Below are 21,427 nucleotides of genomic sequence, written 5' to 3'. Positions count from 1 at the left end.
AGGCGTAGTACGCACGTGCCCGCACAGCACACAGCGAAGGCCCGGATCCTTGAGGATCCGGGCCTTCGCTTTTCAGTAGCGGGGACAGGATTTGAACCTGCGACCTCTGGGTTATGAGCCCAGCGAGCTACCGAGCTGCTCCACCCCGCGCCGTTGTGACTCAACCGTACCACGGCGCGGGGATGGCCTCTGACCAGCCGATCAGCTGCTGCCCGAGCTCTCGTCGCTGCTGGGGCCACTGCTGGAACCGGTACTGGGACTACTGCTCGGACTACTGCCCTTGTCGCTGCTCTCACTGCCGCCGCTGCCGCTGGACTTCTCGGCCTTGGCTTGCGCGTCCGCGGCCCGCTTCAGCGCGTCCTCAAGATCCTGCTGCGCTTTGCCGTACGCGTCCCAGTCGCTCTCCTTGAGGGCTTGCTGGCCCTCGTCGAAGGCCTTCTGGGCATCGGTGAGCGCCTCCTGGACCGTCGGATCGCTCGACGTCGGCGGTGGTGTCGTGGTCCCGTCGTCGGCCGGCGGGGCGGTCGGACTCTCCGTGTCGAAGATCTTGTTGAGCGCCTGGTCGAGCGTGTCCTCGAAGGCGGTTTTGCCTCCGTAGGTCACGAGCACCTTGCGCAGCAGCGGGTACTTGAGCTCACTGCCGCGTACGAAGACTGGCTCCACATAGAGCAGTCCTCCGTCGAGCGGGACCGTCAGCAGATTGCCGTACTCGACTTCCGAGTCGCCGCCTCTCAGAAGTCTGATCGACTCGGCGATGTCCTGTTCGGAGTTGAACTGGCTCTGGACCTGTTTGGGCCCGTCGACCGGTTCGCTCGTCGGCAGTTTCAGAATTCTGATCTTGCCGTAGTCGCTGGTCCCCGCCTCGGCGTTGACCGACATGAAGGCGCTCAGGTTGTCCCGGCCGTTCGGCGTGAACGTCGTCGTCAGGGAGAACGCCTGGGCCTGCTGGTCGGGCATCTTCATGCTCAGGTAGTACGGCGGCACCGCGTCGCCCGACTTGTTCGTCGGTTCGTCCGGGACCTGCCACACCTCGCTGCCGCTGAGGAACGTCTCCGCGTCCTTCACGTGGTAGCGGGTCAGCAGTTCGCGCTGAACCTTGAACAGGTCCTGCGGGTACCGCAGATGGTCCATGAGCGACTGCGAGATGTCGCTCTTCTTCTCGACCGTGTTCGGGAACGCCTTCATCCAGGTCTTCAGGACCGGGTCTTTGGTGTCCCACTGGTAGAGCTTGACCTCGCCGGTGTACGCGTCGACGGTCGCCTTCACCGAGTTACGGATGTAGTTGACCTGGTTCTGCTGGGCCACCACCGCGCGCTGGTTGTTGGTCGCCGTCAGCGAGTCCGCCGTGGTGTCGCCGAGGGTGGTCCGGGAGGCGTAGGGGTAGCCGTTGGTCGTGGTGTACGCGTCGACGATCCACTGGATCTTCCCGTCGACCACGGCCGGGTAGGCGTCGCCGTCGATGGTCAGCCAGGGAGCCACCGCCTCGACGCGGTCCTTGGGGGTGCGGTTGTAGAGGATCCGGGAACCGTCGCCGATCGCGCCCGAATAGAGGATCTGCGGCTCACCGAACGCCACGGCATACGCGGCGCGGTTTATCGGGTTGGAGAGGCTGACCCCGCTGTCGCCCTTGTAGCTGGTGGTCTTCTCGCCGTTGTCGTCGGAGTAGTCGATCTCCTTCTGGGGGCCGCCGACGATCGAGTACTGCGTGGTCTTCTCGCCGTAGTAGACCCGCTGCTCGTACGTCGGCAGGTCGCCCTTGGACGGCAGGTCGGACTCGGTGAAGACCGGCCGGCCGCCGGAGGTCGCCGTGGTGCCCTTGGCGGCGACCACGCCGTATCCGTGGGTGTAGCGGAAGTGGTCGTTGATCCAGTTGTTCTTCGGAATGCCGTTGAGGTTCAGCTCGCGCAGACCGATGACCGTGTCTTGATCCTCGGCGGCCGTGCCGTCCTTGCTGTAACGGTCGACGTCCAGGTTGGTCGGGAACGCGTAGTAGTTCTTCATCTGCTGCAGCTGCTGGAACGTCGGCGAGACGATGTTCGGGTCCAGCAGGCGGATGCTCGCCGTGGTGTCGGCGTCCTCGCGCAGCTTGGTGTTGTCCTTGGTGCTGCTCGTGCCCGCATAGTCGGAGACCTGGGTGCCGTCGATGCCGTAGGCCTCGCGGGTCGCCTTCAGGTTCTTCTCGACGTACGGCGCTTCCTTCGCCTGCTCGTTCGGCTGAACCTGGAACTTCTGGACGATCGCCGGGTACAGGCCGCCGATGAGGATCGCGGAGAGCACCATCAGGCCGAAGCCGATGACGGGCAGCTGCCAGGTGCGCCGCCACAGGGTGGCGAAGAACAGCAGGGCGCAGATGACGGCGATGCAGAACAGGATCGTCTTGGCGGGCAGATACGCGTTGGCGTCGACGTACCTCAGACCCGTCCAGTTTCCGGTCGCCTTGAATTCACTGGACTTCACCGCGAGCCCGTACCGGTCGAGCCAGTAGGCGATCGCCTTCAGCGCGACGAAGAGGCCGAGGAGCACGGAGAGGTGACCGGTGGCCGCGGCCGTGGCGCGCGCCCCTGGGCTGGTGATCCGCAGTCCGCCGTAGAGGTAGTGCGTGAGCGCGGCGGCGATCAGCGAGAGCACGGCCGCGGCGAAGCCGAAGCCGAGCAGGAAGCGGTACCAGGGCAGGTCGAAGGTGTAGAAGGAGATGTCGAGGTGGAACTGAGGGTCCTTCTGGTTGAAGGAAACTCCGTTCACCCACATCAGCCACGTACGCCACTGTCCGGACGCCGAGGCGCCGGCGATCAGCCCGACCAGGGAGGTGATGCCGAGCAGCAGCCACTTCTTGTAGGGCGCGATGCCCATGCGGTACCGGTCGAGGCTCTGCTGCTCCATGGACATGGCGCTCAGCGGCGGGCGCAGCCGGTGTGCCAGCCAGATGTTGAAGCCGACCGAGGCCGCCATCAGCAGGCCGAAGACGAAGAAGAGCCCGATCTTGGTCCACAGGGTCGTCGTGAAGACGGACGAGTAGTGAACCGACCGATACCAGAGCCAGTCCGTCCAGAACCCCGCGAACATGACAAAGGCCATGGCCAGTACGGCCAGTACGCCCAGTGTCATGAGCAGTGTCCGGACACGCCGGGACGGTCGGCCCACTCTGATCCGTGGCCCCGTCGGGCCTCCGCCGCGGTCCGGCATCTGGAAAGCCAAGGTGCGCACCTCGAAGTTCGCTGTTGATCCGTCAGGCCCCCGTGAACGCGGACCATCCGTCAGGCCCCGAGATCGTGGGGCCTCACCTATGCAACTTACTCACGCTTTACTCGGTTCCCGGTTCCGGGGACTAACGAGGCAGGATTGTGACCATGTCCAACACTCCCATGGCATCGAGCCCGCTCACCCGGGCCGTACTCGAGATCGACGAGTACGCCTCCGGCCTCGGCTGGGACCAGCCTGCCCGCCTCTTCGCCCTCGTAGACACCGCGCGCCTGCGGGCCCAGGAACCCGGCCTCGCGGCCCAGCTCGGCCTGCAGGACGAGCCCGAGACCACCGGTCTCACCCCGATCGAGCAGGACGAGATCCCTGCCGGAAAGCCGCTGGACGAGTTCCTCGGCACCATCGCCTGGCCGGACGCCGTGGTCGGCTGCGCGCTCACCGTGGAGCGTCTGATGCTGCCGCCGTCCGCGGAGGCCTCCGTCCCGGAGGGCCTGAGTGAGAAGAATCTCGCGAAGTGGGTCGCCGAGCACCCGGACCGCCAGGAGGTGCGCATGACGGTGGGCGTCCTGCGTGACGGGACCCGCGACTCGGCGCTGCGGCTGCGCGAGAAGGACGCGCCGACGGAGGTCCTGACGGGGGCGGGCCTGGTGCCGGGCCTGGCGGAGGCGCTGTCGGCGACGTTCGCGGAGTAGTCCTGCGGAGTGGTCCCAAGGACCACTCGGTGGTGCACCGACTACTTGGTGGTGCACTTCGGCAGGTCGGCCGTCTTGCCGGAACTGATGTCCTTGAGGGCGCTCATCGCGTCGTCGATGGTGTTGACCTTGACGAGCGTGAGCCCCTCGGGGGTGTCCTTGGCGGCGGCCGCGCAGTTGTCCTTGGGCGTCAGGAAGTACTGGGCGCCCTTCTCGCGTGCGCCGACCGTCTTCATCTCGATGCCGCCGATCGGTCCGACGGTTCCCTCGTCGTCGATGGTTCCGGTGCCCGCCACGAACTTGCCGCCGGTGAGGTTGCCCGGGGTGAGCTTGTCCACGATGCCGAGCGCGAACATCAGTCCGGCGCTGGGTCCGCCGACGTCGGCGAGCTTGATGTCGATGCTGAACGGGAACGTGTGGTCGGTGCCGGCCGAGATACCGACGATGGCGCGGGCCTCGCCGCTGTCGGTGGACTTCGCCGTGGTGATCGTGACGTCCTTGGTCTCGGTCGCGGTCTTGTTCGCCTTCTCGGCCGCGGCCTGCTCCTTGGCGGGCACGATCGTGAAGACGACCTTGTCGCCGGGCTTGTGCTTGGTGACGAGCTTCGCGACGTCGTCGGGCGCCTTCACCGTCGTACCGTCGACGGCCTTGATCACATCTCCGGCGTGCAGCCTGCCCTCGGCCGGGGAGTCCTTGAGGACGGTGGAGACGATCACCCAGGACTTCACCGGGATGTCCAGCTCCTCGAGGGCCGCGACCTTGGCGCTCTCCTGGGACTGGCTGAACTCCTCCGCGTTCTCCTGCGTCGACTGCTCCTCGGTCTTGCCGTCGGGGTAGAGCGTGTCGTGCGGGACGACCTTGTTGTCGTGCGCCAGCCACCCGTAGACGGCCTCGACGAGGTTCATCTTGTAGTCGGCACTGGTGACCCGGACGGTGGTCATGTTCAGGTGCCCGGTGGTCGGATACGTCTTGCGCCCGGAAATCTGCAGCACCGGCTCGCCGTCGTGGTCACCCAGCGTGTTCACCGTCGGCCCCGGTGACATCTCCGAGTACGGCACTTTGATGAACACTCCCGCGCACAGGAGCGCGATCAGGATCAGGGTGGAGGCGAGCATCGTCGCGGTGCGGCGTGGCATGCCACGACAGTACGGGACAGTGCTGTCAGAGCACTGTCGGGGCCGTCCGTACGAGGCCTCGGCCCGGTACGGAGCGACGCCGCCTCAGACCGCGTCGGAGGGGGACTTCTCCCTGGCCTCGGACCGCTCCATCGCCTCGCGGAAGCGCGCGTAGCCCTCGAGCTCGATGCCGTCTCCCGCCGCCTTGCGGTTCCGGCCGGCCCAACTGCCCCACAGTCCAGCACCGATCGCGGCCAAAAGCGGAATCAGCAACCAGGCGAGCGACGCCATGCCGACCTCCCAACCCATGAGCGACCGCAACTGACTGATCAGCAGATTAACCATCCACGTCGTTAACGCTCACGCCAGGGGGTCGGTTACGCAACCGGAAGGCAGGCGATCGGTAGGTGATCAGCAGGCGCCGACCCACTCCTCCGTGCCGTCGGAGAACTTCTGGTGCTTCCAGATGGGCACTTCGTGCTTCAGATCGTCGATCAGCTTGCGGCACGCCTCGAAGGCCTCACCGCGGTGCGGACACGACACGGCGACGACGACCGCGAGATCACCCACGGCGAGATCACCGATACGGTGCACGGCAGCCAGCGCCCGTACCGGATACTCGGCGACCACCTTCTCGGCGATCCGCCTCATCTCGGCCTCGGCACTGGGGTGGCACGAATACCCGAGCTTGTCGACATCGGCACCCCCGTCGTGATTGCGCACAGTGCCCACGAACAGCGCGGTCCCTCCGGCGGCGTCGTCACCGACGGCCCGGAAGACCTCGTCCACGGAAAGCGCCTCGTCCCGAATCGCCAGCAACCGAATCGGATCCTGCGCGCCCTGCTCACCGGGATGATCAAAAGTAGGTGCCATACGTCCATCGTGCCCCAGCCCACTGACATCGCGGAACACGGTCAGCATTCCCCTCGGGCGAAGCCGAGAGCTGGGGGGAGGGAAGGTAGGGGCGGCGGGGCGAAAACCTGGACGCCCACCACAACGCACCCGCACCCACCCGCCTCAGATCCGCCGCCGAGCCTTCCGCGCCCGCCGCACAACCGCCGCCGCACCCAGCAGAGCGACCGTCGCCCCCGCGGCCCCCGCCGCCGTCGCGTCCTTCCGCCCGAGCCGCCGCCCCGCCACCGTATGCCGCCCGGCAACCTCCTCGAGCAGCTCCGCGAGAACCTCCTCATTGGTCCACTGCGCCCGCCACCCGGCGTCATGGAGCCGACTCCCGCTCACCACCCAGGGGTACATCGTGTACGCCAGGTCCCCGGCCGGGGACGGGGTGAGCCCGATCCGGTGAAGCCGCGCGGCCGCCCCCAGCGCGACGGCGGACGGCAGCTCCATCCGCCGAATCCCGCTCAGCTCCTCGACCTCCTCCTGTTCCAGCCACCCGTCGCATCCGACAGTCAGCTCTCCGTCCACCTTCTCCAGAACGGCGTACTCCAGAGCACTGCACAGATCCTCGACATGGCAGAACTGCCAAGCCGGGCGCGACCCGGCCACCACAAGCAGCCGCGGCGACTCGAAGTACCTGGTCAGCGCGGTGTCGGTACCGCCTCCGACCAACACCCCCGGCCGTACGACCGTGACATTGAGCCCGGGATGCGCGCGCGGCGCCCGCCGGGCGAGCCGCTCGATCTCGAGCAGGTCCCCGACTCCCGTGGCCTCCGCCGTCGCCCGCAGTTCGGCGTCTTCGGAGAGGGGCAGTTCGTTGTCGGGCAGCGCGCCGTAGACCATCGCGGAGGTGCACAGGACCACACGGTGCACCCCAGCCGCGGCGGCGGCCGTGAGCACGGTCTGCGTCCCCCGGACGTTGTACGCCGTACGCGCCGCCGCGTCCGTCTCCAGATCGAGGTCGAGCGCGAGATGCACCACGACGTCCGCCCCGCGGAGCTTCTCGGCGATCGCCGGGTCCCGGACGTCCAGGATCTGCCACTGGGCGCCCGCGCACTCGCCGCGCCGCTCGTCGATGGCGATGACCTGCTTGATCTCCTCGGACGCGGCAAGCCGCTCGGTGAGCAGCGCGCCCACTCCGGACGCGGCGCCGGTGACCGCGACGACGGGCCCGCGCAGGGCCGGGCTGGTTGAGTGGTTTCGCGCTGCGCGAACCTGTGGATCTGGGGAACTCACCGGGCGTCTCCAGCGGTTGTCTTCAGTAACGGACGCGCGTGACGCGTGCGTACCAGGTGGCATCCATCCTGCCGCAGGCTGAGAGTCGGCGAAGCACCGAGGCCCGATCGGGCTCTGGTGTCTACCCTGGGTGGTGTTGTCGGGCAGTCGCCGCCGGAATGAACCGGCGGCCTTACCAGCCGAGGAATCCCGTGAGTGACACCCCATTCGGATTCGGCCTTCCGCCGGAGGAGCCGGAGAACGGCGACGAGGGCAAGAAGAAGGACCAGCAGAGCGGCGGTGGTCAGGGCCCGGCCAACCCGTTCGGTTTCGGGTTTCCCGGAGCCGGCGGCCCCGGCGCCGACAATCCGCTCGCAGCCATGTTCGGTTCCATGAACCCCAACGACCTGGGCGCCGCGTTCCAGCAGCTGGGCCAGATGCTCTCGTACGAGGGCGGCCCGGTGAACTGGGAAATGGCCAAGCAGATCGCCCGCCAGACGGTCTCCCAGGGCACCTCTGACGGCACCAAGGACGCGAGCGTCGGCCCCGCCGAGCGCACCGCGGTCGAGGAGGCCGTGCGCCTGGCCGATCTGTGGCTGGACGACGCGACGTCCCTGCCGTCCGGCGCCGGCTCCGCCGTGGCCTGGAGCCGCGCGGAGTGGGTCGAGGCGACCCTGCCGGTGTGGAAGGAGCTCGTCGACCCGGTCGCCGAGCGTGTCGGCGCGGCCATGGGTGACGTCCTGCCGGAGGAGATGCAGGCCATGGCGGGCCCGCTCATCGGCATGATGCGCTCCATGGGCGGTGCCATGTTCGGTACGCAGATCGGGCAGGCCGTGGGCGTGCTCGCGGGCGAGGTCGTCGGCTCGACCGACATCGGCCTGCCGCTCGGCCCGGCCGGCAGGGCCGCGCTGCTGCCGCTGAACATCGCGTCGTTCGGCAAGGACCTGGGCGTCCCCCAGGAAGAGGTGCGGCTCTACCTCGCCCTGCGCGAGGCCGCCCACCAGCGCCTCTTCGCCCACGTGCCATGGCTGCGCTCGCATCTCTTCGGTGCGGTCGAGGGCTACGCGCGCGGGATCAAGGTCGACACCGCCAAGCTGGAGGACGTGGTCGGCCAGCTCGACCCGCAGAACCCGGAGCAGTTGCAGGACGCCCTCCAGCAGGGCATGTTCCAGCCGGAGGACACGCCGGAGCAGAAGGCCGCGCTGGCCCGTCTGGAGACGGCGCTCGCGCTCGTCGAGGGCTGGGTGGACGCGGTCGTGCACTCCGCCGCAAAGCCTCGTCTGTCGTCCGCGGACGCGCTCCGCGAGACGCTGCGCCGCCGTCGTGCCACGGGTGGTCCCGCCGAGCAGACCTTCGCCACACTCATCGGCCTCGAGCTGCGCCCGCGCCGGCTGCGGGATGCCTCGCGCCTGTGGGCCTCGCTCACCGACGCGCGCGGTGTCGACGGCCGGGACGGCCTGTGGGCCCACCCGGACATGCTGCCGACGGCGTCCGACCTGGACGACCCGGACGGCTTCGTGCACCGCGAGCAGCTGGACTTCTCCGAGCTCGACAAGATGCTCGGCGAGGCGGCGAGCGGCTCCACCGAGAAGCCGAACCTGAAGAAGGAAGACGCCCCGAAGGACGCCCCCGAGGACGACAGCAAGGGCGACGGCACCAAGTGACCCTCCACGACGACGCGGTCCTCGTACTGAAGAGCTACGAGGACCAGCAAGAGCTGCGCCAGGCATATCTGGACCACCTGGAGGCGCACCCGGACGGCATGTGGAAGTCGTGCCACGCCGGGCACATCACGGCGAGCGCCCTGGTGATCGACCCCGAGCACGACCGGGTGCTGCTCACCCTCCACAAGAAGCTGCGTATGTGGCTCCAGATGGGCGGCCACTGCGAGCCGGGGGACGCCACCCTGGCGGACGCGGCTCTGCGCGAGGCCACGGAGGAGTCCGGCATCGCCGGGCTGACGCTGCTGCCGGGCGGACCCGTGCGGCTCGACAGGCATCCGATTCCGCCGCCGTGCCACTGGCACTTCGACGTCCAGTACGCCGTCGTGGCCGCGCCTGGAGCCGTTCAGGAGATCAGCGACGAGTCACTGGACTTGCGCTGGTTCGACTACGACGAGGTCGCGGACGTGGCCGACGAGTCGGTCGTACGGCTGCTGGAGGGCACTCGCGCCAGGCTGTGAGCGTAAAGCGGTAAGGGGCGGCCGCCCTTGCGGTCGCCCCTTACGTTTGCTCCCTGGACCGTCGGCCGGTCAGTCCGTCAGCTCCAGGCGTTGCCCTGGTTCTGCCCCTGCGCGCCTTGCTGCCCCATGCCGTACTGGGCGCGCACCCCCTGGCCGATCACCGCGTTCTGCGGCGGCAGCAGCTCGCTCGGCTGGACGAGGGCGTAGCCCTGGCCCAGGAAGCTGAGCTCCCAGCCTTCACCGGTGTTGCCGCGACGCCGCCACACTCCGGAGGAATGCGTCTGGGCCTGCATCTGCACGCGCAGGCCGGTGGACCAGGCGACGGTGGCGTCGGCGTCACAGTTGACGTACTTGTCCGGCGTGACCTGCATCATCAGCGGCATCCCCGAGGTCATCAGGGCGACCTTGCCGCGACCGGTGATGTTGAGCTGGTACTTGCCGGAGCCGGAGATGCCGTACTGGCTGTCCACGGCGATGACCTCATGGTGCAGTGAGGAGTCCATCGCCAGGACGTAGCTGCTGTCGACGGTGAGACCGTCCTGGTCCACATCGACCATGTGCACGTGCTGGGCAAGATTCGCGAGGTAGACCGTTCCCTGACCGTGGCAGCGCATCAGGTCGAGGCCCTCACCGGTGTGGGCACGCGCGCGGCGCTGGCCGTTGTTCTGGTATTCGGCGTCGAACTCGACAAGCCCCTGGTAGGCGACCATGGTGCCCTTGCGGGCGAGGATGTCGTCGTGGCCCTCCAGGACGACGCGCAACATCTGCGAGTTCTGCAGGCTGTAGCGCTCCTGGGTCTGCTGCTCGTTGTAGCCGAAAATCGGGCTCTGCATGGTGTCCTGCTCCCCCTCAGCCCCGGATCCGGAGGCGGTCGGTGCTGTCCTCGCTGGGCTGGACGACGACGATGCCCTGCCCGGAGAACGCCATCTGGTACGCCTCGCCGCTGCCGCGCCCGATCAGCGACTGTGCCTTGAAGCTGCGCTTGCCCTTCACCTTGAGGTTCGGGGACCAGGCGACGAGCGCGTCCGGGTCGACGTACGTCTCGTCCTCACCGCCGCCGCAGTCGACGACGATCGGCGTGCCGCGGGAGGTCAGCGCGACCCAGCCCTGCCCGGAGATCTTGGTGTTCCACAGGCCCTGCCCGGCGAACTTGGCGAGCCCCTTGACGCGCTCGACGCCCCAGGTGAGGTGTGCGTCGAAGGCGAGCAGGTTGGTGGCGTTGACGGAGATGGCGTCCCCGTTGAGGTTGATGACGACGACGTTCGCCCCGTAGTCGGCGAGATAGAGCAGGCCGTCGCCCGTGCACTTCATGAGGGGCGCGCCCTCACCGGTCATCCAGTCCTTGGCGATCTGGCGTACGGCGGGCGGGTTGGGCTCGTACTGGACGAACCCTTCGTAGGCGACCATCGAGCCCACGCGCGCGAAGAGGTCGTTTCCGGTCTGCATGGCGACCTTCAGCATGTGGTTGCCGTGGTTCTCCATGCGGGCGGTGACGGGTGCCGGGGCGAAGCCCGCGAGTGGCTGGTTCATGACGGGCTCCCTCAGACCTCGTACGGCTGGACGACGATGAAATTGCCGGGCGCGCCGCGGAACTGGAGGTTCACGCTCTCTCCGGTGTCGCCGGGGTAGGCGTTGCGGCGCATCCGCACCTGGCTGGACACGATCACCTGGGAGGCCGCGGACCACGCGACGACGGCGTTGCAGTCGGCGAACGTCGTCGGCGTCACGGGCAGTACGACGGGGGCGCCATGCGTCTTGACGACGACCGTGCCGGTTCCCTGGAACTGCATCGTGAACAGCGCGCCTCCGGGAATGCCGTGCCCCTCGATCCTGCGCACCTCGTACTGGAGGGTCTCGTCGAAGGCGAGGACGTTCTCGGCGGACACGCAGATGGCGTCGCCCTGGAGTTCGATGGGGTGCAAGTGGGCGGCGCTGTCCGCGAGGAACACCTGGCCGCGGCCCGAGCAGCGCATCAGCTGCATCTCCTGGCCGGTCGCGTTGCCAACGATCCGTCCGGCGAACCCGGCACCCTTGTAGCCGAACTCGACCTTGCCCTGGTAGAGCACCATGCTGCCCTGGCGGGCCAGTACGGGCTGGTCACCGATGCCGAGGTCGACCCGGACGAGCTTCTTGTTCTGCTGGGTCCACCGCTGGCCGGTGGGCGTCTCCTTGAACGCTCCCAGCGCGGCGGTCACACCGGCACCACCCTGCGGGGCGCCCTGGGGAACGGCGTACGGGGAGGGCGCGCCGGGCTGACCGGGCGCCTGGCCCGGGACCTGGCCGTACGGCGGCTGCTGTCCGTAGCCGGGGGGTGCCGTCGGGGCCTGCTGGCCGTATCCGGGCGGCAACGGAGCCGTCTGGCCGGGAGGCTGCTGGCCGTAGCCCGGCGGCGGACCGGGCTGCCCGGGCGGCTGCGCGTACGGCGCGGGACTCGGCGGTGGCACGGTACCGCCCGGCGGGGAGTGCAGGGGCGCGGCGATGGTCGGCGCGGCGTGCACGGGGGGCGCGGCGGGCATGGGGGGCACAGGGGGCGCCGGGACGGGAGGCGGGGTGGTCCCCTGGGGTGGGGCAAAACCCTGCGCGGCGGGCTGCGGTACGGGCGCCGGAGCAGGCGCGGGTGCGGGAGCAGGCGCCGGGGCAGGTGCGGCCGGGGCGGCGAACGCGGGCGGCGCGGTGGCCTGGGCGGGTGGGGCGAAGGACGGTACGGCGCCGTCCTTCGGCTGCTGTGCGGCGGGTTGCTCCTCGGCGACCTCACCGCCGAAGTTCTTCAGCAGCGCGTCGAGTCCGCCGTCGAAGCCCTGCCCCACGGCGGCGAACCGCCAGACGTCCTTCAGGTAGAAGTCGCCCAGCATCACGGCACGCTCCGTGGAGAACTCCGCGCCGTTGAACGAGTACCGGGCCACCTCCTCGCCGCCCGCGACGATACGGAGATAGCCGGGGGCGATCTGCGACATCTGCCCGGCGCCGTCGATGGTCGCCGTGAACGACAGCTTCTGGATCTGCGCCGGGATCCGGTCGAGGGTGACACGGAAGGACTCGGTGTCACCCGCCTGGGCACCGAGGAGTTGGATGGATTCTTCAGGGGTCTTCGGCTGGTTGAAGAAGACGAAGTACTGATCGTCCGAAAGCCGTTCCTCGGCATCCAGACCGAAGCAACTGATGTCGAAGGTCAGTCCGGGGCCGGCGATCTGCACACCTACGTACAGATCGGTGCCCGCGGTGAGGTCACTGATCCTGGCCTTGTGGCCGCGCTGGAATTCCCTGGCCATGCGTACCGACCGTCCCCCATCCCGAGTGCCATTGCGTCGCGCCAGGCTAACGGCAAATTCTGGGCGCGACCGCAGCCGGTACAGACCCGGTACACAATCACCCCTCGACGGGGGCGAACCCCCTCCGCAGGGAGCGCCGCCGCCCGCCCGCTATTCCTCGCGCTCGGTCGGCAGATGGGGCAGCCGGTCGGCGGCGACAACCCCTTCCAGGTAGCCGCGCGCACGCTCCGTACGCGGATACGCCTCCAACAGCCGCCAGAAGCGGGGCCCGTGTCCGGGCACGAGAAGGTGCGCGAGTTCGTGGACGAGGACGTAGTCGACGACGTACTCGGGCATGCCCTGCAACCGGTGCGACAGGCGGATACTGCCCTCGGCGGGGGTGCACGAGCCCCAGCGCGTGTTCTGATTGGTGACCCAACGGACCGAGGTGGGCCGGGCCCGGCCGTCGAAGTACTGGCCCGACAACCGAGCGGCGCGCTCGGTCAGCTCGGCATCGCCGAGCACCCGTTTGCTCTCCTGGGCGGCCAGCTTGTCGAGCATGACGGTCACCCAGCGCTGCTCCTCCGCCTCGGACATCCGGGCGGGGATGAGCACGACGGTGCGATCGCCCTCGCGGTACGCGGAGACCGTTCTGCGCCGTCGCGTGCTCCTGCGGACCTCGATCGCGCTCGCCCCCGAGCCGCTTGGCGGCAGGCTCGTCGTGCTGCGCTGTGGTTTTCCGGCGCGGTGCAGTGGGTCGGCGGGCACGCCCCGACGTTACCCGCTGCACATGGGCGAAGTCCCGTCCCCGGGACGGTTCGGTTCCGATCCGCACTCCGTGCGCTTGATTTATACGATGAACACCACCGCCTGTGGACAACTTTCGGCACCATTCGGCCGGTCCGGGCATGCTGGCATTCGGTCGACGGGACCAGGACGGACCCCGCCGACACACACGGGGATGCTCTACGGGTACGGGGGTCGGTCATGCATCCGATGGTGAAGCCCACGCTGCGGCGCGGCTGGCGGGATCTCAACACCGTGCAGTTCGGGATGGCACCCGCGCACGCGATGGTGCTGGGCCCGGTGGACACGGCGACGGGCAGCTTCCTCGACCTGCTCGACGGCACCCGCGGGCTGCCACACCTGCGCGACGAGGGACGCGGCATGGGTCTGCCCGACGGCCATGTCGACGCGCTGGTGGAGCGGCTGGCCCGGTCCGGTCTGCTGGACGACACGACGGGCGGCGGTCCGGCCGCCGACTCCCTGCGCAAGAAGAAGGCGGTCATGGACCGGCTGCGTCCCGACCTGGCGTCCCTCTCCCTCGTCGCCCCCGCACCGGGAGACGCCATGAAACACCTGGCCGCCCGTCGCTCACTGCACGTGCAGGTGCGAGGCGCGGGCCGGGTGGGAGTCGTCCTGGCCTCGTTGCTGGCGGGCGCAGGCGTGGGCGAGGTCGAGGTGCGCGATGTCGGCCGCGTCGAACCGTGGGACGTGGCGCCGGGCGGACTGCCCGCGGAGTCCATCGGCGAGCGCCGAGAGGAGGCCGCCCGGCGGGCGGTGCGCCGAGCGGCACCGGATCGGCCCCCACGGCCGATCACCGAGACAGACGAACTCGGACTGTCACTGGTGATCCTCGCGCCCCGGGACAGCCTGGCTGTCCACGCCCCCGATCCGGTCACCGCCGAGCCACTGATCACCTCGGGGACACCCCATCTGTACGCGGGAGTCGTGGAGGGGACGGGTGTCGTCGGGCCCCTGGTCCTGCCCGGCGACACCGGCTGCGCGGGCTGCCTGGACCGGGGGCGGGTCGACCGGGATCCGACCTGGCCTCGTCTGGTCGCCCAGTGGCGCTCGGGACCATCGCGCCAGGTGCCGGCGTGCGACCTCGCCCTGGCGACCGGTGTCGCCGGACTGGCCGCCGGGCATGCGCTCGCCTTCCTCGACGGACGGTTGCCCTCCAGCGCCGGGGCGCGATGGGAGACCTCCGTGCCGGGGTTCGACTGGCACGCGAAGCCGGTGTGGTCACACCCCGCATGTCCGTGCGACGCCGCGGACAAAGGTAAGAAAGGGGAACGCGCCCCGGACAACGGGGAGCCGCACGAGACAATGGCGGGGCAACAGTCGTACGCGGCACGGCTGTCTGGGACTTGGAGGGCGCATGTCTGATCTTCCCCGGAAGGCCGTCACCCGGACGGCCAAACTCGCCGCGCTACCGCTCGGCTTCGCCGGGCGAGCGACTTGGGGGCTGGGCAAGCGGATCGGCGGGAAGTCGGCGGAGATCGTGGGCCGCGAGCTGCAGCAGCGCACGGCGGAGCAACTCTTCAAGGTGCTCGGCGAGCTCAAGGGCGGCGCGATGAAATTCGGGCAGGCCCTGTCCGTCTTCGAATCGGCGCTGCCCGAGGAGGTCGCCGGACCGTATCGCGCGGCTCTGACGAAGCTCCAGGACGCGGCGCCGCCGATGCCGACGAGCACGGTGCGCTCCGTGCTTCAGGAGCGGCTCGGCGAGGACTGGTCCCAGCTGTTCCTGGAGTTCGAGGACAAACCGTCCGCGGCGGCCTCGATCGGCCAGGTGCACCGGGCGGTGTGGCACGACGGACGCGAGGTCGCCGTCAAAGTGCAGTACCCCGGGGCGGGCGAGGCCCTGCTCTCCGACCTGACCCAGCTCAGCCGATTCGCCAGACTTCTGGGCCCTCTGATCCCCGGCATGGACATCAAGCCACTCATCACGGAACTGCGCGACCGGGTGTCCGAGGAACTCGACTACGGACTGGAAGCACAGGCCCAGCAAGCGCATGCCGAGGAATTCGCGGGCGACCCTGATGTGCAGGTGCCGGCAGTGGTGCACCAGTGCGACCAGATTCTGGTGACCGAGTGGATCGACGGGATCCCCCTGTCGGAGGTGATCACCGCCGGCACCCAGGAGCAGCGGGACCGTGCGGGTCAACTGCTGGCCCGTTTCCTCTTCTCGGGCCCCGCCCGCACCGGCCTGCTGCACGCCGATCCGCACCCGGGCAACTTCCGGCTCCTGCCGGACGACAAGAGCGGCTGGCGGCTGGGCGTCCTGGACTTCGGCACGGTCGACCGTCTCCCGGGCGGTCTGCCCGCGACGATCGGCTACTCCCTCCGTATGACTCTCGCCGGCGAGGCCGAGGCGGTCTACGAGTTGCTGCGCGAGGAAGGCTTCGTCAAGGAGTCCATAGAGCTCGAACCCGACGCGGTCCTGGACTACCTCCTGCCGATCATCGAACCGGCCCAGGTCGACGAGTTCGCCTTCACCCGCGGCTGGATGCGCAGCCAGGCCGCCCGGGTGGCCGATCCCCGTTCTCCCGCCCATCAGTTGGGCAGGCTGCTCAATCTGCCGCCGTCGTATCTCCTGATACACCGCGTCACCCTGAGCACCATCGGAGTCCTGTGCCAGTTGGGTGCGACGGTCCGTCTGCGCGATGAACTGGAGGAGTGGTTGCCCGGGTTCATGCCGGACGAGGAGCCGACGGAGGAGACGCTGGACGAGGGGGAGTCGGCTGCACAGGCCTGAGTTCGGTCCTCGGCTACCACCACGCCGAGTCCAGGCGCCCTTCGATGGCCCTGAGATTGCTCCGGGCGCAGGTGTCACAGAAGTAGTGGCGGGCGCCGTTCTCCACGGAGCAGGTCCACGTCGGCTGGGGTCCGTCGGCCGGGGTACCGCAGCGAGCGCACACGATGTACCGGGCGTCGGCCGCGTCGGGCCGCCGCATGGAGTTGGTGCTGTCACTGTCCCCGGGAAGACTCGTCACGCGGCGACGATATCGCCGTGATCGGCGGTTCGTCGGCACAACGCACCGCGGGGGTCGGTCCGTTCGGACCGCCCCCCGTGGATGAGTTACTGCCTGCGACTGCCTTCGGCTACTGCATGACCGCCATGGCGAGCGCGCGCCGAGCACGCAGGGAGGCGCGCTCGGCCCGACGCTGCATCCGGCGGGCGGTGGCCAGGCGCACAGCCCGGCGTTCCCGCTCGGCCTCGTGCAGTCGCTCGTGCATATGCGCACGAGCCAGGGCTTCTGGGATGAGTTGCATCTCGCGGGTCCTGTTCTGACGCGAGTCGTTCGCGCCGGTGGTGGTGAAGTCTGGGATGGCGGAGCCTGTGGGCTCGCTGGTGGACGGCTTCATCGGGGCCTGTTTCTTGGGGTCGTGCGTCAGGGGGCGATCGATCGTTCCTGCGGTGTTCATGCCGCAACCGGGTTCTTGCGCGGGCGGCCACGCGGCCGCTTGCGGGCAACGACAACACCCTGGACGAAGAGCTCGCCGCCCCAGACGCCCCAGGGCTCACGCCGCTCCTTGGCGCCGGCGAGGCAGGCCTCGATCAGCGGGCAGGTGCGGCAGAGGGACTTGGCGTACTCGACATCGGCCGGCGACTCGGCGAAGAAGACCTCCGGGTCGTAGGAGCGGCAGGGGACGGGTACGCCGAGGTTCTCGATGGCGTCGTCGAGCGCGGTGAGCGCAGTGAGCGGGGTCAAGGTGGAGTCCTCCGTGAGGCCGGGCGGGGGGATCGTTTCGGAAGGCGGTACGGACGGGGCGTGCGCTTCGAGTTGCACGGTTTCGTCTTCCTCGTCTGGTCGTGCCGGCCGGGTTGGCCGGTTGGCGGCTGGTACCGGGTTCTTTTCTTGTCCCGAGGCCCCTTCGCTCCGCCGTCCCCGGTCGGGGACAAACAGAAGGGCCGCGGATCCCGGGTGGGGTTCCGCGGCCCTGAAGGCGCCGGCCTGATCGAGGATCAGGCTGGATCACTCCAGGGTTCAGGCCCACGGAAGGCCCACATCGTGTGGTGCTTCGTCGTCTGCTTCAGGGATCCGGCACCGGCTGCCGCAAAGGCATAGGCCTGGGCCTCTGCCACTACTGCTGCTTCCAGTGCCTGGATCGGTCGCTCATTGCGCTCACGGACGGGAAGGCCCGCGAGAGACATGGAGGACGCCGGCCGGATGGCAGGAATGCCGGACAGACCGGTGCCCAGGTTCGAGACGCCGAGCATGCACAGGGAGACGACCGAGCGATCGGTCATTTTGACGGTGCTGATGGCGCTGCTGGAGCTGGTGTTGATGCTGATCACTGGAATCGCCTCCTCTCGGCGTCTAAGGGGACCGGGGTGAGCCAGTCCGACGGTTATTAAGTACAGCACGGAACCAGGGCCTCGGAGAAGGCCGCCGTTCCCGTGCTAAGAACCTATGGGGATTGCTGGGGCATGCGCAAACTATTTTCTCGACGAGTTTGGTTCAGTCACCTTCATCGCCGCCTCGAAGCTCTTGACCTGCGCAGATGGCCAGAACATCGGCTCCGAACCGGTTGAGCTTGCGTACTCCGACCCCAGGGATCCGCGCCAACTCGCCCTCGTCGTCCGGCACGGTCTCGGCGATGGCCATGAGCGTCTTGTCGGTGAAGACGCAGAACGCGGGCTGGCCGCTGCGCTGCGCCTGCACCGCCCGCCACTCGCGCAGCCGCTCGTACAGACCCTCGTCCATGTCGGACGGACAGTCCTCACAGCGCATCAGCTTCATCTCACCGGCGTCGGTGAGTGTGCGGCCGCAGACCCGGCAGCGGGCCGGGGTCCGGCTCGCCCGTCGCACGACGGTTCCTCCGCTGCTGCCCACGCCGCGCTCGATGCCTCCTGAACCGGCGCCGCTGCTGCGGACCGCGGTGGCGACCGAGCCGGGGCGCAGCCCGTCGAGGAATCGGCTGGGCCGGCGGTTGGGTCTGCCGCCGGGCGAGCGGGACAGTGCCCAGGAGATGAAGAGGTGTTCTCTTGCGCGGGTGACTCCGACGTAGAGGAGGCGACGCTCCTCCTCGATCTGCTCTTCGGTCTTTGCGTAGGTGATCGGCATCATGCCCTCGGCGACGCCGACCAGGAAGACGACGTCCCACTCCAGTCCCTTGGCCGAGTGCAGGGAGGCGAGGGTGACGCCCTGGACGGTCGGGGCGTGCTGGGCACTCGCGCGCTCGTCGAGCTCCGCCACGAGGTCACTGAGAGTGGCGCCCTGCTTGGCCGCGGCGAAGTCCTGGGCGAGGTGTACGAGGGCAGCCAGCGACTCCCAGCGTTCTCTGACCGCGCCGGAGCCCGCGGGTGGCTCGCTGGTCCAGCCTTCGCCGGACAGCACCGCGCGGACCTGGGAGGGCAGGTCGACGGCGTCGTCGAGGAGCGAGTCGTTGGCTCCGAAGCGGGCGGCGGCGCGTAGGGCGGTACCCGCTTTGCGCACCTCGGGACGGTCGAAGAACCGCTCGGCGCCGCGCAGCTGGTAGGGCACTCCGGCGTCGGCGAGAGCCTGTTCGTAGATCTCGGACTGGGAGTTGGTACGGAAGAGGATCGCGATTTCTCCCGCGGGGATGCCGGAGGCGATGAGGTCACGGATACGGCGGGCGGCGCCCTCGGCCTCGGCGGGCTCGTCCGTGTACTCGGCGTAGCCGGGCTCGGGGCCGGAGGCGCGCTGGGAGATCAGCTCCAGGCGGTGGTCGGCGGCCCGGCCGCGGGCCTGGGCGAGCAGGCCGTTGGCAAGGTGCACCACTTGGGGTGAGGAGCGGTAGTCGCGGACGAGCTTGACCACGGTGGCCGCGGGGTGGCGGGTGCGAAAGTCGAGTAGGTGGTCGGGAGTTGCACCGGTGAACGAATAGATCGTCTGGCTGGCGTCGCCGACGACGCAGAGGCTGTCGCGCTCGCCGAGCCACAGCTCAAGGAGTCGCTGTTGAAGAGGGCTGACGTCCTGGTACTCGTCGACCACGAAGTGCTGGTACTGGGCGCGAACCTGTTCTGCGATGTCGTGCCGGTCCTGGAGGATGGCGACGGTGAGCAGCAGGACGTCCTCGAAGTCGATGACCGCGCGGTCACGCTTCAGGGTCTCGTAGGTGGCGTAGACCTGGGCGATCTCGGCCGGATTACGAGGGGACTCACGGCCGGCCTTGGCTGCGGCGGCCGCGTAGTCGGCGGGGATGGTCTGGGTGACCTTGGACCATTCGATCTCGGCGGTGACGTCCCTCAGCTCGCCCCGGTCGAGGCGGATGCGGCAGGCCGCCGCGGCATCGGCGACGAGCTGGATCTTGCGGTCGACGAGCCGGGGCAGGCTGCCGCCGACTGCTTTCGGCCAGAAGTACTGCAACTGGCGCAGCGCGGCGGAGTGAAAGGTGCGGGCCTGGACGCCGCCGGCGCCGAGCTGACGCAGGCGGCCGCGCATCTCGCCCGCGGCTCGGTTGGTGAAGGTGACGGCGAGCACAGTGGAGGGCTGGAGGATTCCCGCGCGCACCCCGTAGGCGATGCGGTGGGTGATCGCTCGCGTCTTGCCCGTGCCGGCGCCGGCCAGCACGCACACCGGACCGTGCAGGGCGGTGGCCACTGCGCGCTGCTCGGGGTCGAGCCCGTCGAGCACCGCGTCGGCCGTGTCCGGAACCTGCGGGAAAAGGGTGGAGTGCGTTGCTGCTGTCACCCCGCCATGCTGCCAGGTCGCCGGGGACGGATGAGCCGGTTGTCCACAGGGAGGCGCCTGCAGTCGTACTAATGCGGCAGTCGCTCCCCGCCGCCCGCGTGCGGGAATGGCGGCCCCGTCCCGTACGTTCCTCTCTCTGCGACCACGCACCCCCAGGCAGCAAAAGGAGCGCGAGAGACATGCAGGGCACTGTGACGATGTACAGCACCACGTGGTGCGGCTACTGCACGCGGCTGAAGAAGCAGATGGACCGCGAGGGCATCGCGTACAACGAGATCAACATCGAGCAGGACCCGCAGTCCGCGGCGTTCGTGGAGAAGGCGAACGGCGGAAACCAGACCGTTCCGACGGTTCAGGTAGTTCCCGCCAATGGTGGCACTGAGGTCGTGATGACGAACCCGAGCCTTGCCCAGGTGAAGCAGGCACTCGGCGTCTGACCCGGGAGTAGGCGCACGAGGCCCCGCCCAAGGACCACGGGCGCGGGTCTCGTGTCCGTTCGACTGCTCAGCAATACGGCGGCTGGTCGGTCGGTGACGCCGCTGCTCGCGCCGACTGCCACCGCACCGCCAACGTCGCTGCGGCTTCCGTACGGGGCAGCCGTGGGCGAGATTCGGCACGCCGCACTCCCTCGGCGGCGTGCACCTACCTCCTGACGTGGCCTTTGAGGCCGAGTGCCTGTGGTGCGACTGGCAGGCAACGCCCTGCGACCATGGGGATCGGGGCCTCACAGCCTTTGGCGGGTAAGACCCGGGAGTTTCAGCGGGCCGCGAATGCGGCGAGCACATTGCGAGACCGTCCGAGGGGGCACCACATGACGCAGCAAGGGACCATCGCGGTAGAGCGCATGGATGGATCGGCCGCAGTGCAGGCCGAGGACGCGTTCAGGCTGATCTACGCCGAAGCGTTCGCCGAGCCTCCTTACAACGAGACCGAGGACGACGTCGCCGCCGCCTTCCGCCGCTTCCCCGTCCAGGCTCGCAACCGCGCCTTCCGCGCCACCTTGGCCCGTTGCGAGGACGGCGAGCCGGTCGGCATGGCGTACGGCTACCCGCTCGGTCCCGACACGGGCTGGTGGGACGAACTGACCGAGCCGGTGCCCGAGGACATGCGGCGCGAGGACGGGCACCGCACCTTCGGGCTCATGGAACTCGCCGTGCGCGGACCGTGGCGTGGACAGGGCATCGCGCGTCGTCTGCACGAGACGCTGCTCGACGGCATCGGGGCCGAGCGGGTGCTGTTGAACGTCCACCCGGGCACCAAGGCGGCGTCGGCCGCTTACCGGGCGTGGGGATACCGCAAGACCGGCGAGGCGCGGCCGTGGGGGGAGAGCGTGGACCTGCACGACGTGATGCTGCTCGATCTGCGCTGAGAGCAGTCTGCGAAGGGAGCGTTCGGCACCGAAGCGCGTCTCCCCGTGGCTGGCAGGGGCTCACTCTTG

General features: G+C 69.0%; 21 protein-coding genes and 1 tRNA gene. 7 read left to right on the top strand and 15 right to left on the bottom strand.

What is annotated here, in order from left to right; translation table 11 throughout:
• Nucleotides 1–76: 76 nt before the first annotated feature.
• Nucleotides 77–150 (bottom strand) — tRNA-Met (locus AB0D57_RS26560).
• 51 nt (nucleotides 151–201) lie between these two features.
• The gene (locus tag AB0D57_RS26555) at nucleotides 202–3,183 is read right to left on the bottom strand and encodes a UPF0182 family protein (protein WP_362077909.1); all 2,982 of its coding nucleotides are present in this window, start codon (nucleotides 3,181–3,183) and stop codon (nucleotides 202–204) included.
• Nucleotides 3,184–3,347: 164 nt separating this feature from the next.
• On the opposite strand from AB0D57_RS26555, the gene AB0D57_RS26550 reads away from it, so the two are divergent.
• Nucleotides 3,348–3,890, top strand: coding sequence for a PPA1309 family protein (locus AB0D57_RS26550; RefSeq protein ID WP_362077877.1), 543 nt, complete (start codon nucleotides 3,348–3,350; stop codon nucleotides 3,888–3,890).
• 41 nt (nucleotides 3,891–3,931) lie between these two features.
• Here the strand turns inward: AB0D57_RS26550 and AB0D57_RS26545 are convergent, their stop codons facing one another.
• The 4 genes from AB0D57_RS26545 to AB0D57_RS26530 all read right to left on the bottom strand — a co-directional run bounded on the left by AB0D57_RS26545 (nucleotide 3,932) and on the right by AB0D57_RS26530 (nucleotide 7,138).
• On the bottom strand, nucleotides 3,932–5,026 hold the full coding sequence (locus AB0D57_RS26545; protein ID WP_362077874.1) for a PDZ domain-containing protein: 1,095 nt from the start codon (nucleotides 5,024–5,026) through the stop codon (nucleotides 3,932–3,934).
• Nucleotides 5,027–5,110: 84 nt separating this feature from the next.
• Nucleotides 5,111–5,350 (bottom strand): hypothetical protein, encoded by a 240-nt coding sequence (locus AB0D57_RS26540; RefSeq protein WP_362077871.1) that lies wholly within the window; start codon nucleotides 5,348–5,350, stop codon nucleotides 5,111–5,113.
• A gap of 66 nt (nucleotides 5,351–5,416) precedes the next feature.
• A complete protein-coding gene (locus AB0D57_RS26535) occupies nucleotides 5,417–5,878 on the bottom strand; it encodes a molybdenum cofactor biosynthesis protein MoaE (RefSeq protein WP_362077868.1) in 462 nt (153 codons plus the stop codon).
• A gap of 144 nt (nucleotides 5,879–6,022) precedes the next feature.
• Nucleotides 6,023–7,138 (bottom strand): SDR family oxidoreductase, encoded by a 1,116-nt coding sequence (locus tag AB0D57_RS26530; protein ID WP_362077865.1) that lies wholly within the window; start codon nucleotides 7,136–7,138, stop codon nucleotides 6,023–6,025.
• 191 nt (nucleotides 7,139–7,329) lie between these two features.
• Here AB0D57_RS26530 and AB0D57_RS26525 point away from each other — a divergent pair, with 191 nt between their 5' ends.
• Both AB0D57_RS26525 and AB0D57_RS26520 read left to right on the top strand, forming a co-directional pair.
• Nucleotides 7,330–8,781: a zinc-dependent metalloprotease gene (locus tag AB0D57_RS26525; RefSeq protein ID WP_362077862.1), complete on the top strand. Its 1,452-nt coding sequence runs from the start codon at nucleotides 7,330–7,332 to the stop codon at nucleotides 8,779–8,781.
• Nucleotides 8,778–9,299 (top strand): NUDIX hydrolase, encoded by a 522-nt coding sequence (locus AB0D57_RS26520; protein WP_362077859.1) that lies wholly within the window; start codon nucleotides 8,778–8,780, stop codon nucleotides 9,297–9,299. Before AB0D57_RS26525 ends, AB0D57_RS26520 begins: the two co-directional genes overlap by 4 nt.
• A 77-nt stretch (nucleotides 9,300–9,376) precedes the next feature.
• On the opposite strand, the gene AB0D57_RS26515 is transcribed toward AB0D57_RS26520, so the two are convergent.
• From AB0D57_RS26515 to AB0D57_RS26500, 4 genes are all read right to left on the bottom strand, one after another.
• Complete coding sequence (locus tag AB0D57_RS26515) at nucleotides 9,377–10,132, bottom strand: AIM24 family protein (RefSeq protein WP_362077856.1); 756 nt, start codon at nucleotides 10,130–10,132, stop codon at nucleotides 9,377–9,379.
• A gap of 16 nt (nucleotides 10,133–10,148) precedes the next feature.
• The gene (locus tag AB0D57_RS26510; protein ID WP_362077853.1) at nucleotides 10,149–10,829 is read right to left on the bottom strand and encodes an AIM24 family protein; all 681 of its coding nucleotides are present in this window, start codon (nucleotides 10,827–10,829) and stop codon (nucleotides 10,149–10,151) included.
• Nucleotides 10,830–10,840: 11 nt separating this feature from the next.
• A complete protein-coding gene (locus AB0D57_RS26505) occupies nucleotides 10,841–12,568 on the bottom strand; it encodes a TerD family protein (RefSeq protein WP_362077850.1) in 1,728 nt (575 codons plus the stop codon).
• Nucleotides 12,569–12,718: 150 nt separating this feature from the next.
• Nucleotides 12,719–13,315 carry a M48 family metallopeptidase gene (locus tag AB0D57_RS26500; protein WP_362077847.1) on the bottom strand — a complete coding sequence of 199 codons (597 nt, stop codon included), beginning with the start codon at nucleotides 13,313–13,315 and terminating at the stop codon, nucleotides 12,719–12,721.
• A gap of 219 nt (nucleotides 13,316–13,534) precedes the next feature.
• Between AB0D57_RS26500 and AB0D57_RS26495 the strand changes: the two genes are divergently transcribed.
• The gene (locus AB0D57_RS26495; protein ID WP_362077844.1) at nucleotides 13,535–14,716 is read left to right on the top strand and encodes a ThiF family adenylyltransferase; all 1,182 of its coding nucleotides are present in this window, start codon (nucleotides 13,535–13,537) and stop codon (nucleotides 14,714–14,716) included.
• Entirely contained in the window at nucleotides 14,709–16,085 is a 1,377-nt protein-coding gene (locus AB0D57_RS26490; RefSeq protein WP_362077841.1) for an AarF/ABC1/UbiB kinase family protein, read from the top strand. Before AB0D57_RS26495 ends, AB0D57_RS26490 begins: the two co-directional genes overlap by 8 nt.
• A gap of 13 nt (nucleotides 16,086–16,098) precedes the next feature.
• On the opposite strand, the gene AB0D57_RS26485 is transcribed toward AB0D57_RS26490, so the two are convergent.
• The 5 genes from AB0D57_RS26485 to AB0D57_RS26465 all read right to left on the bottom strand — a co-directional run bounded on the left by AB0D57_RS26485 (nucleotide 16,099) and on the right by AB0D57_RS26465 (nucleotide 19,989).
• Entirely contained in the window at nucleotides 16,099–16,284 is a 186-nt protein-coding gene (locus AB0D57_RS26485) for a hypothetical protein (protein WP_362077906.1), read from the bottom strand.
• Nucleotides 16,285–16,432: 148 nt separating this feature from the next.
• Nucleotides 16,433–16,756: a hypothetical protein gene (locus tag AB0D57_RS26480; protein WP_362077838.1), complete on the bottom strand. Its 324-nt coding sequence runs from the start codon at nucleotides 16,754–16,756 to the stop codon at nucleotides 16,433–16,435.
• The gene (locus AB0D57_RS26475; RefSeq protein ID WP_099499760.1) at nucleotides 16,753–17,121 is read right to left on the bottom strand and encodes a WhiB family transcriptional regulator; all 369 of its coding nucleotides are present in this window, start codon (nucleotides 17,119–17,121) and stop codon (nucleotides 16,753–16,755) included. Before AB0D57_RS26475 ends, AB0D57_RS26480 begins: the two co-directional genes overlap by 4 nt.
• Nucleotides 17,122–17,297: 176 nt before the next feature.
• A complete protein-coding gene (locus AB0D57_RS26470; protein WP_362077833.1) occupies nucleotides 17,298–17,630 on the bottom strand; it encodes a hypothetical protein in 333 nt (110 codons plus the stop codon).
• A 163-nt stretch (nucleotides 17,631–17,793) separates the two neighbouring features.
• On the bottom strand, nucleotides 17,794–19,989 hold the full coding sequence (locus AB0D57_RS26465; RefSeq protein ID WP_362077829.1) for an ATP-dependent DNA helicase UvrD2: 2,196 nt from the start codon (nucleotides 19,987–19,989) through the stop codon (nucleotides 17,794–17,796).
• A gap of 179 nt (nucleotides 19,990–20,168) precedes the next feature.
• Here AB0D57_RS26465 and AB0D57_RS26460 point away from each other — a divergent pair, with 179 nt between their 5' ends.
• Both AB0D57_RS26460 and AB0D57_RS26455 read left to right on the top strand, forming a co-directional pair.
• Nucleotides 20,169–20,426, top strand: a complete 258-nt coding sequence (locus AB0D57_RS26460) for a mycoredoxin (RefSeq protein ID WP_362077826.1) — start codon at nucleotides 20,169–20,171, stop codon at nucleotides 20,424–20,426.
• 374 nt (nucleotides 20,427–20,800) lie between these two features.
• Nucleotides 20,801–21,358, top strand: a complete 558-nt coding sequence (locus AB0D57_RS26455; RefSeq protein WP_362077823.1) for a GNAT family N-acetyltransferase — start codon at nucleotides 20,801–20,803, stop codon at nucleotides 21,356–21,358.
• Nucleotides 21,359–21,427 lie beyond the last annotated feature (69 nt).

This window comes from Streptomyces sp. NPDC048275, assembly GCF_040652275.1.
Lineage (GTDB): Bacteria > Actinomycetota > Actinomycetes > Streptomycetales > Streptomycetaceae > Streptomyces.
Note: the sequence above shows the minus strand (reverse complement) of the source record. Positions and strands in the feature narration are given on the sequence as shown.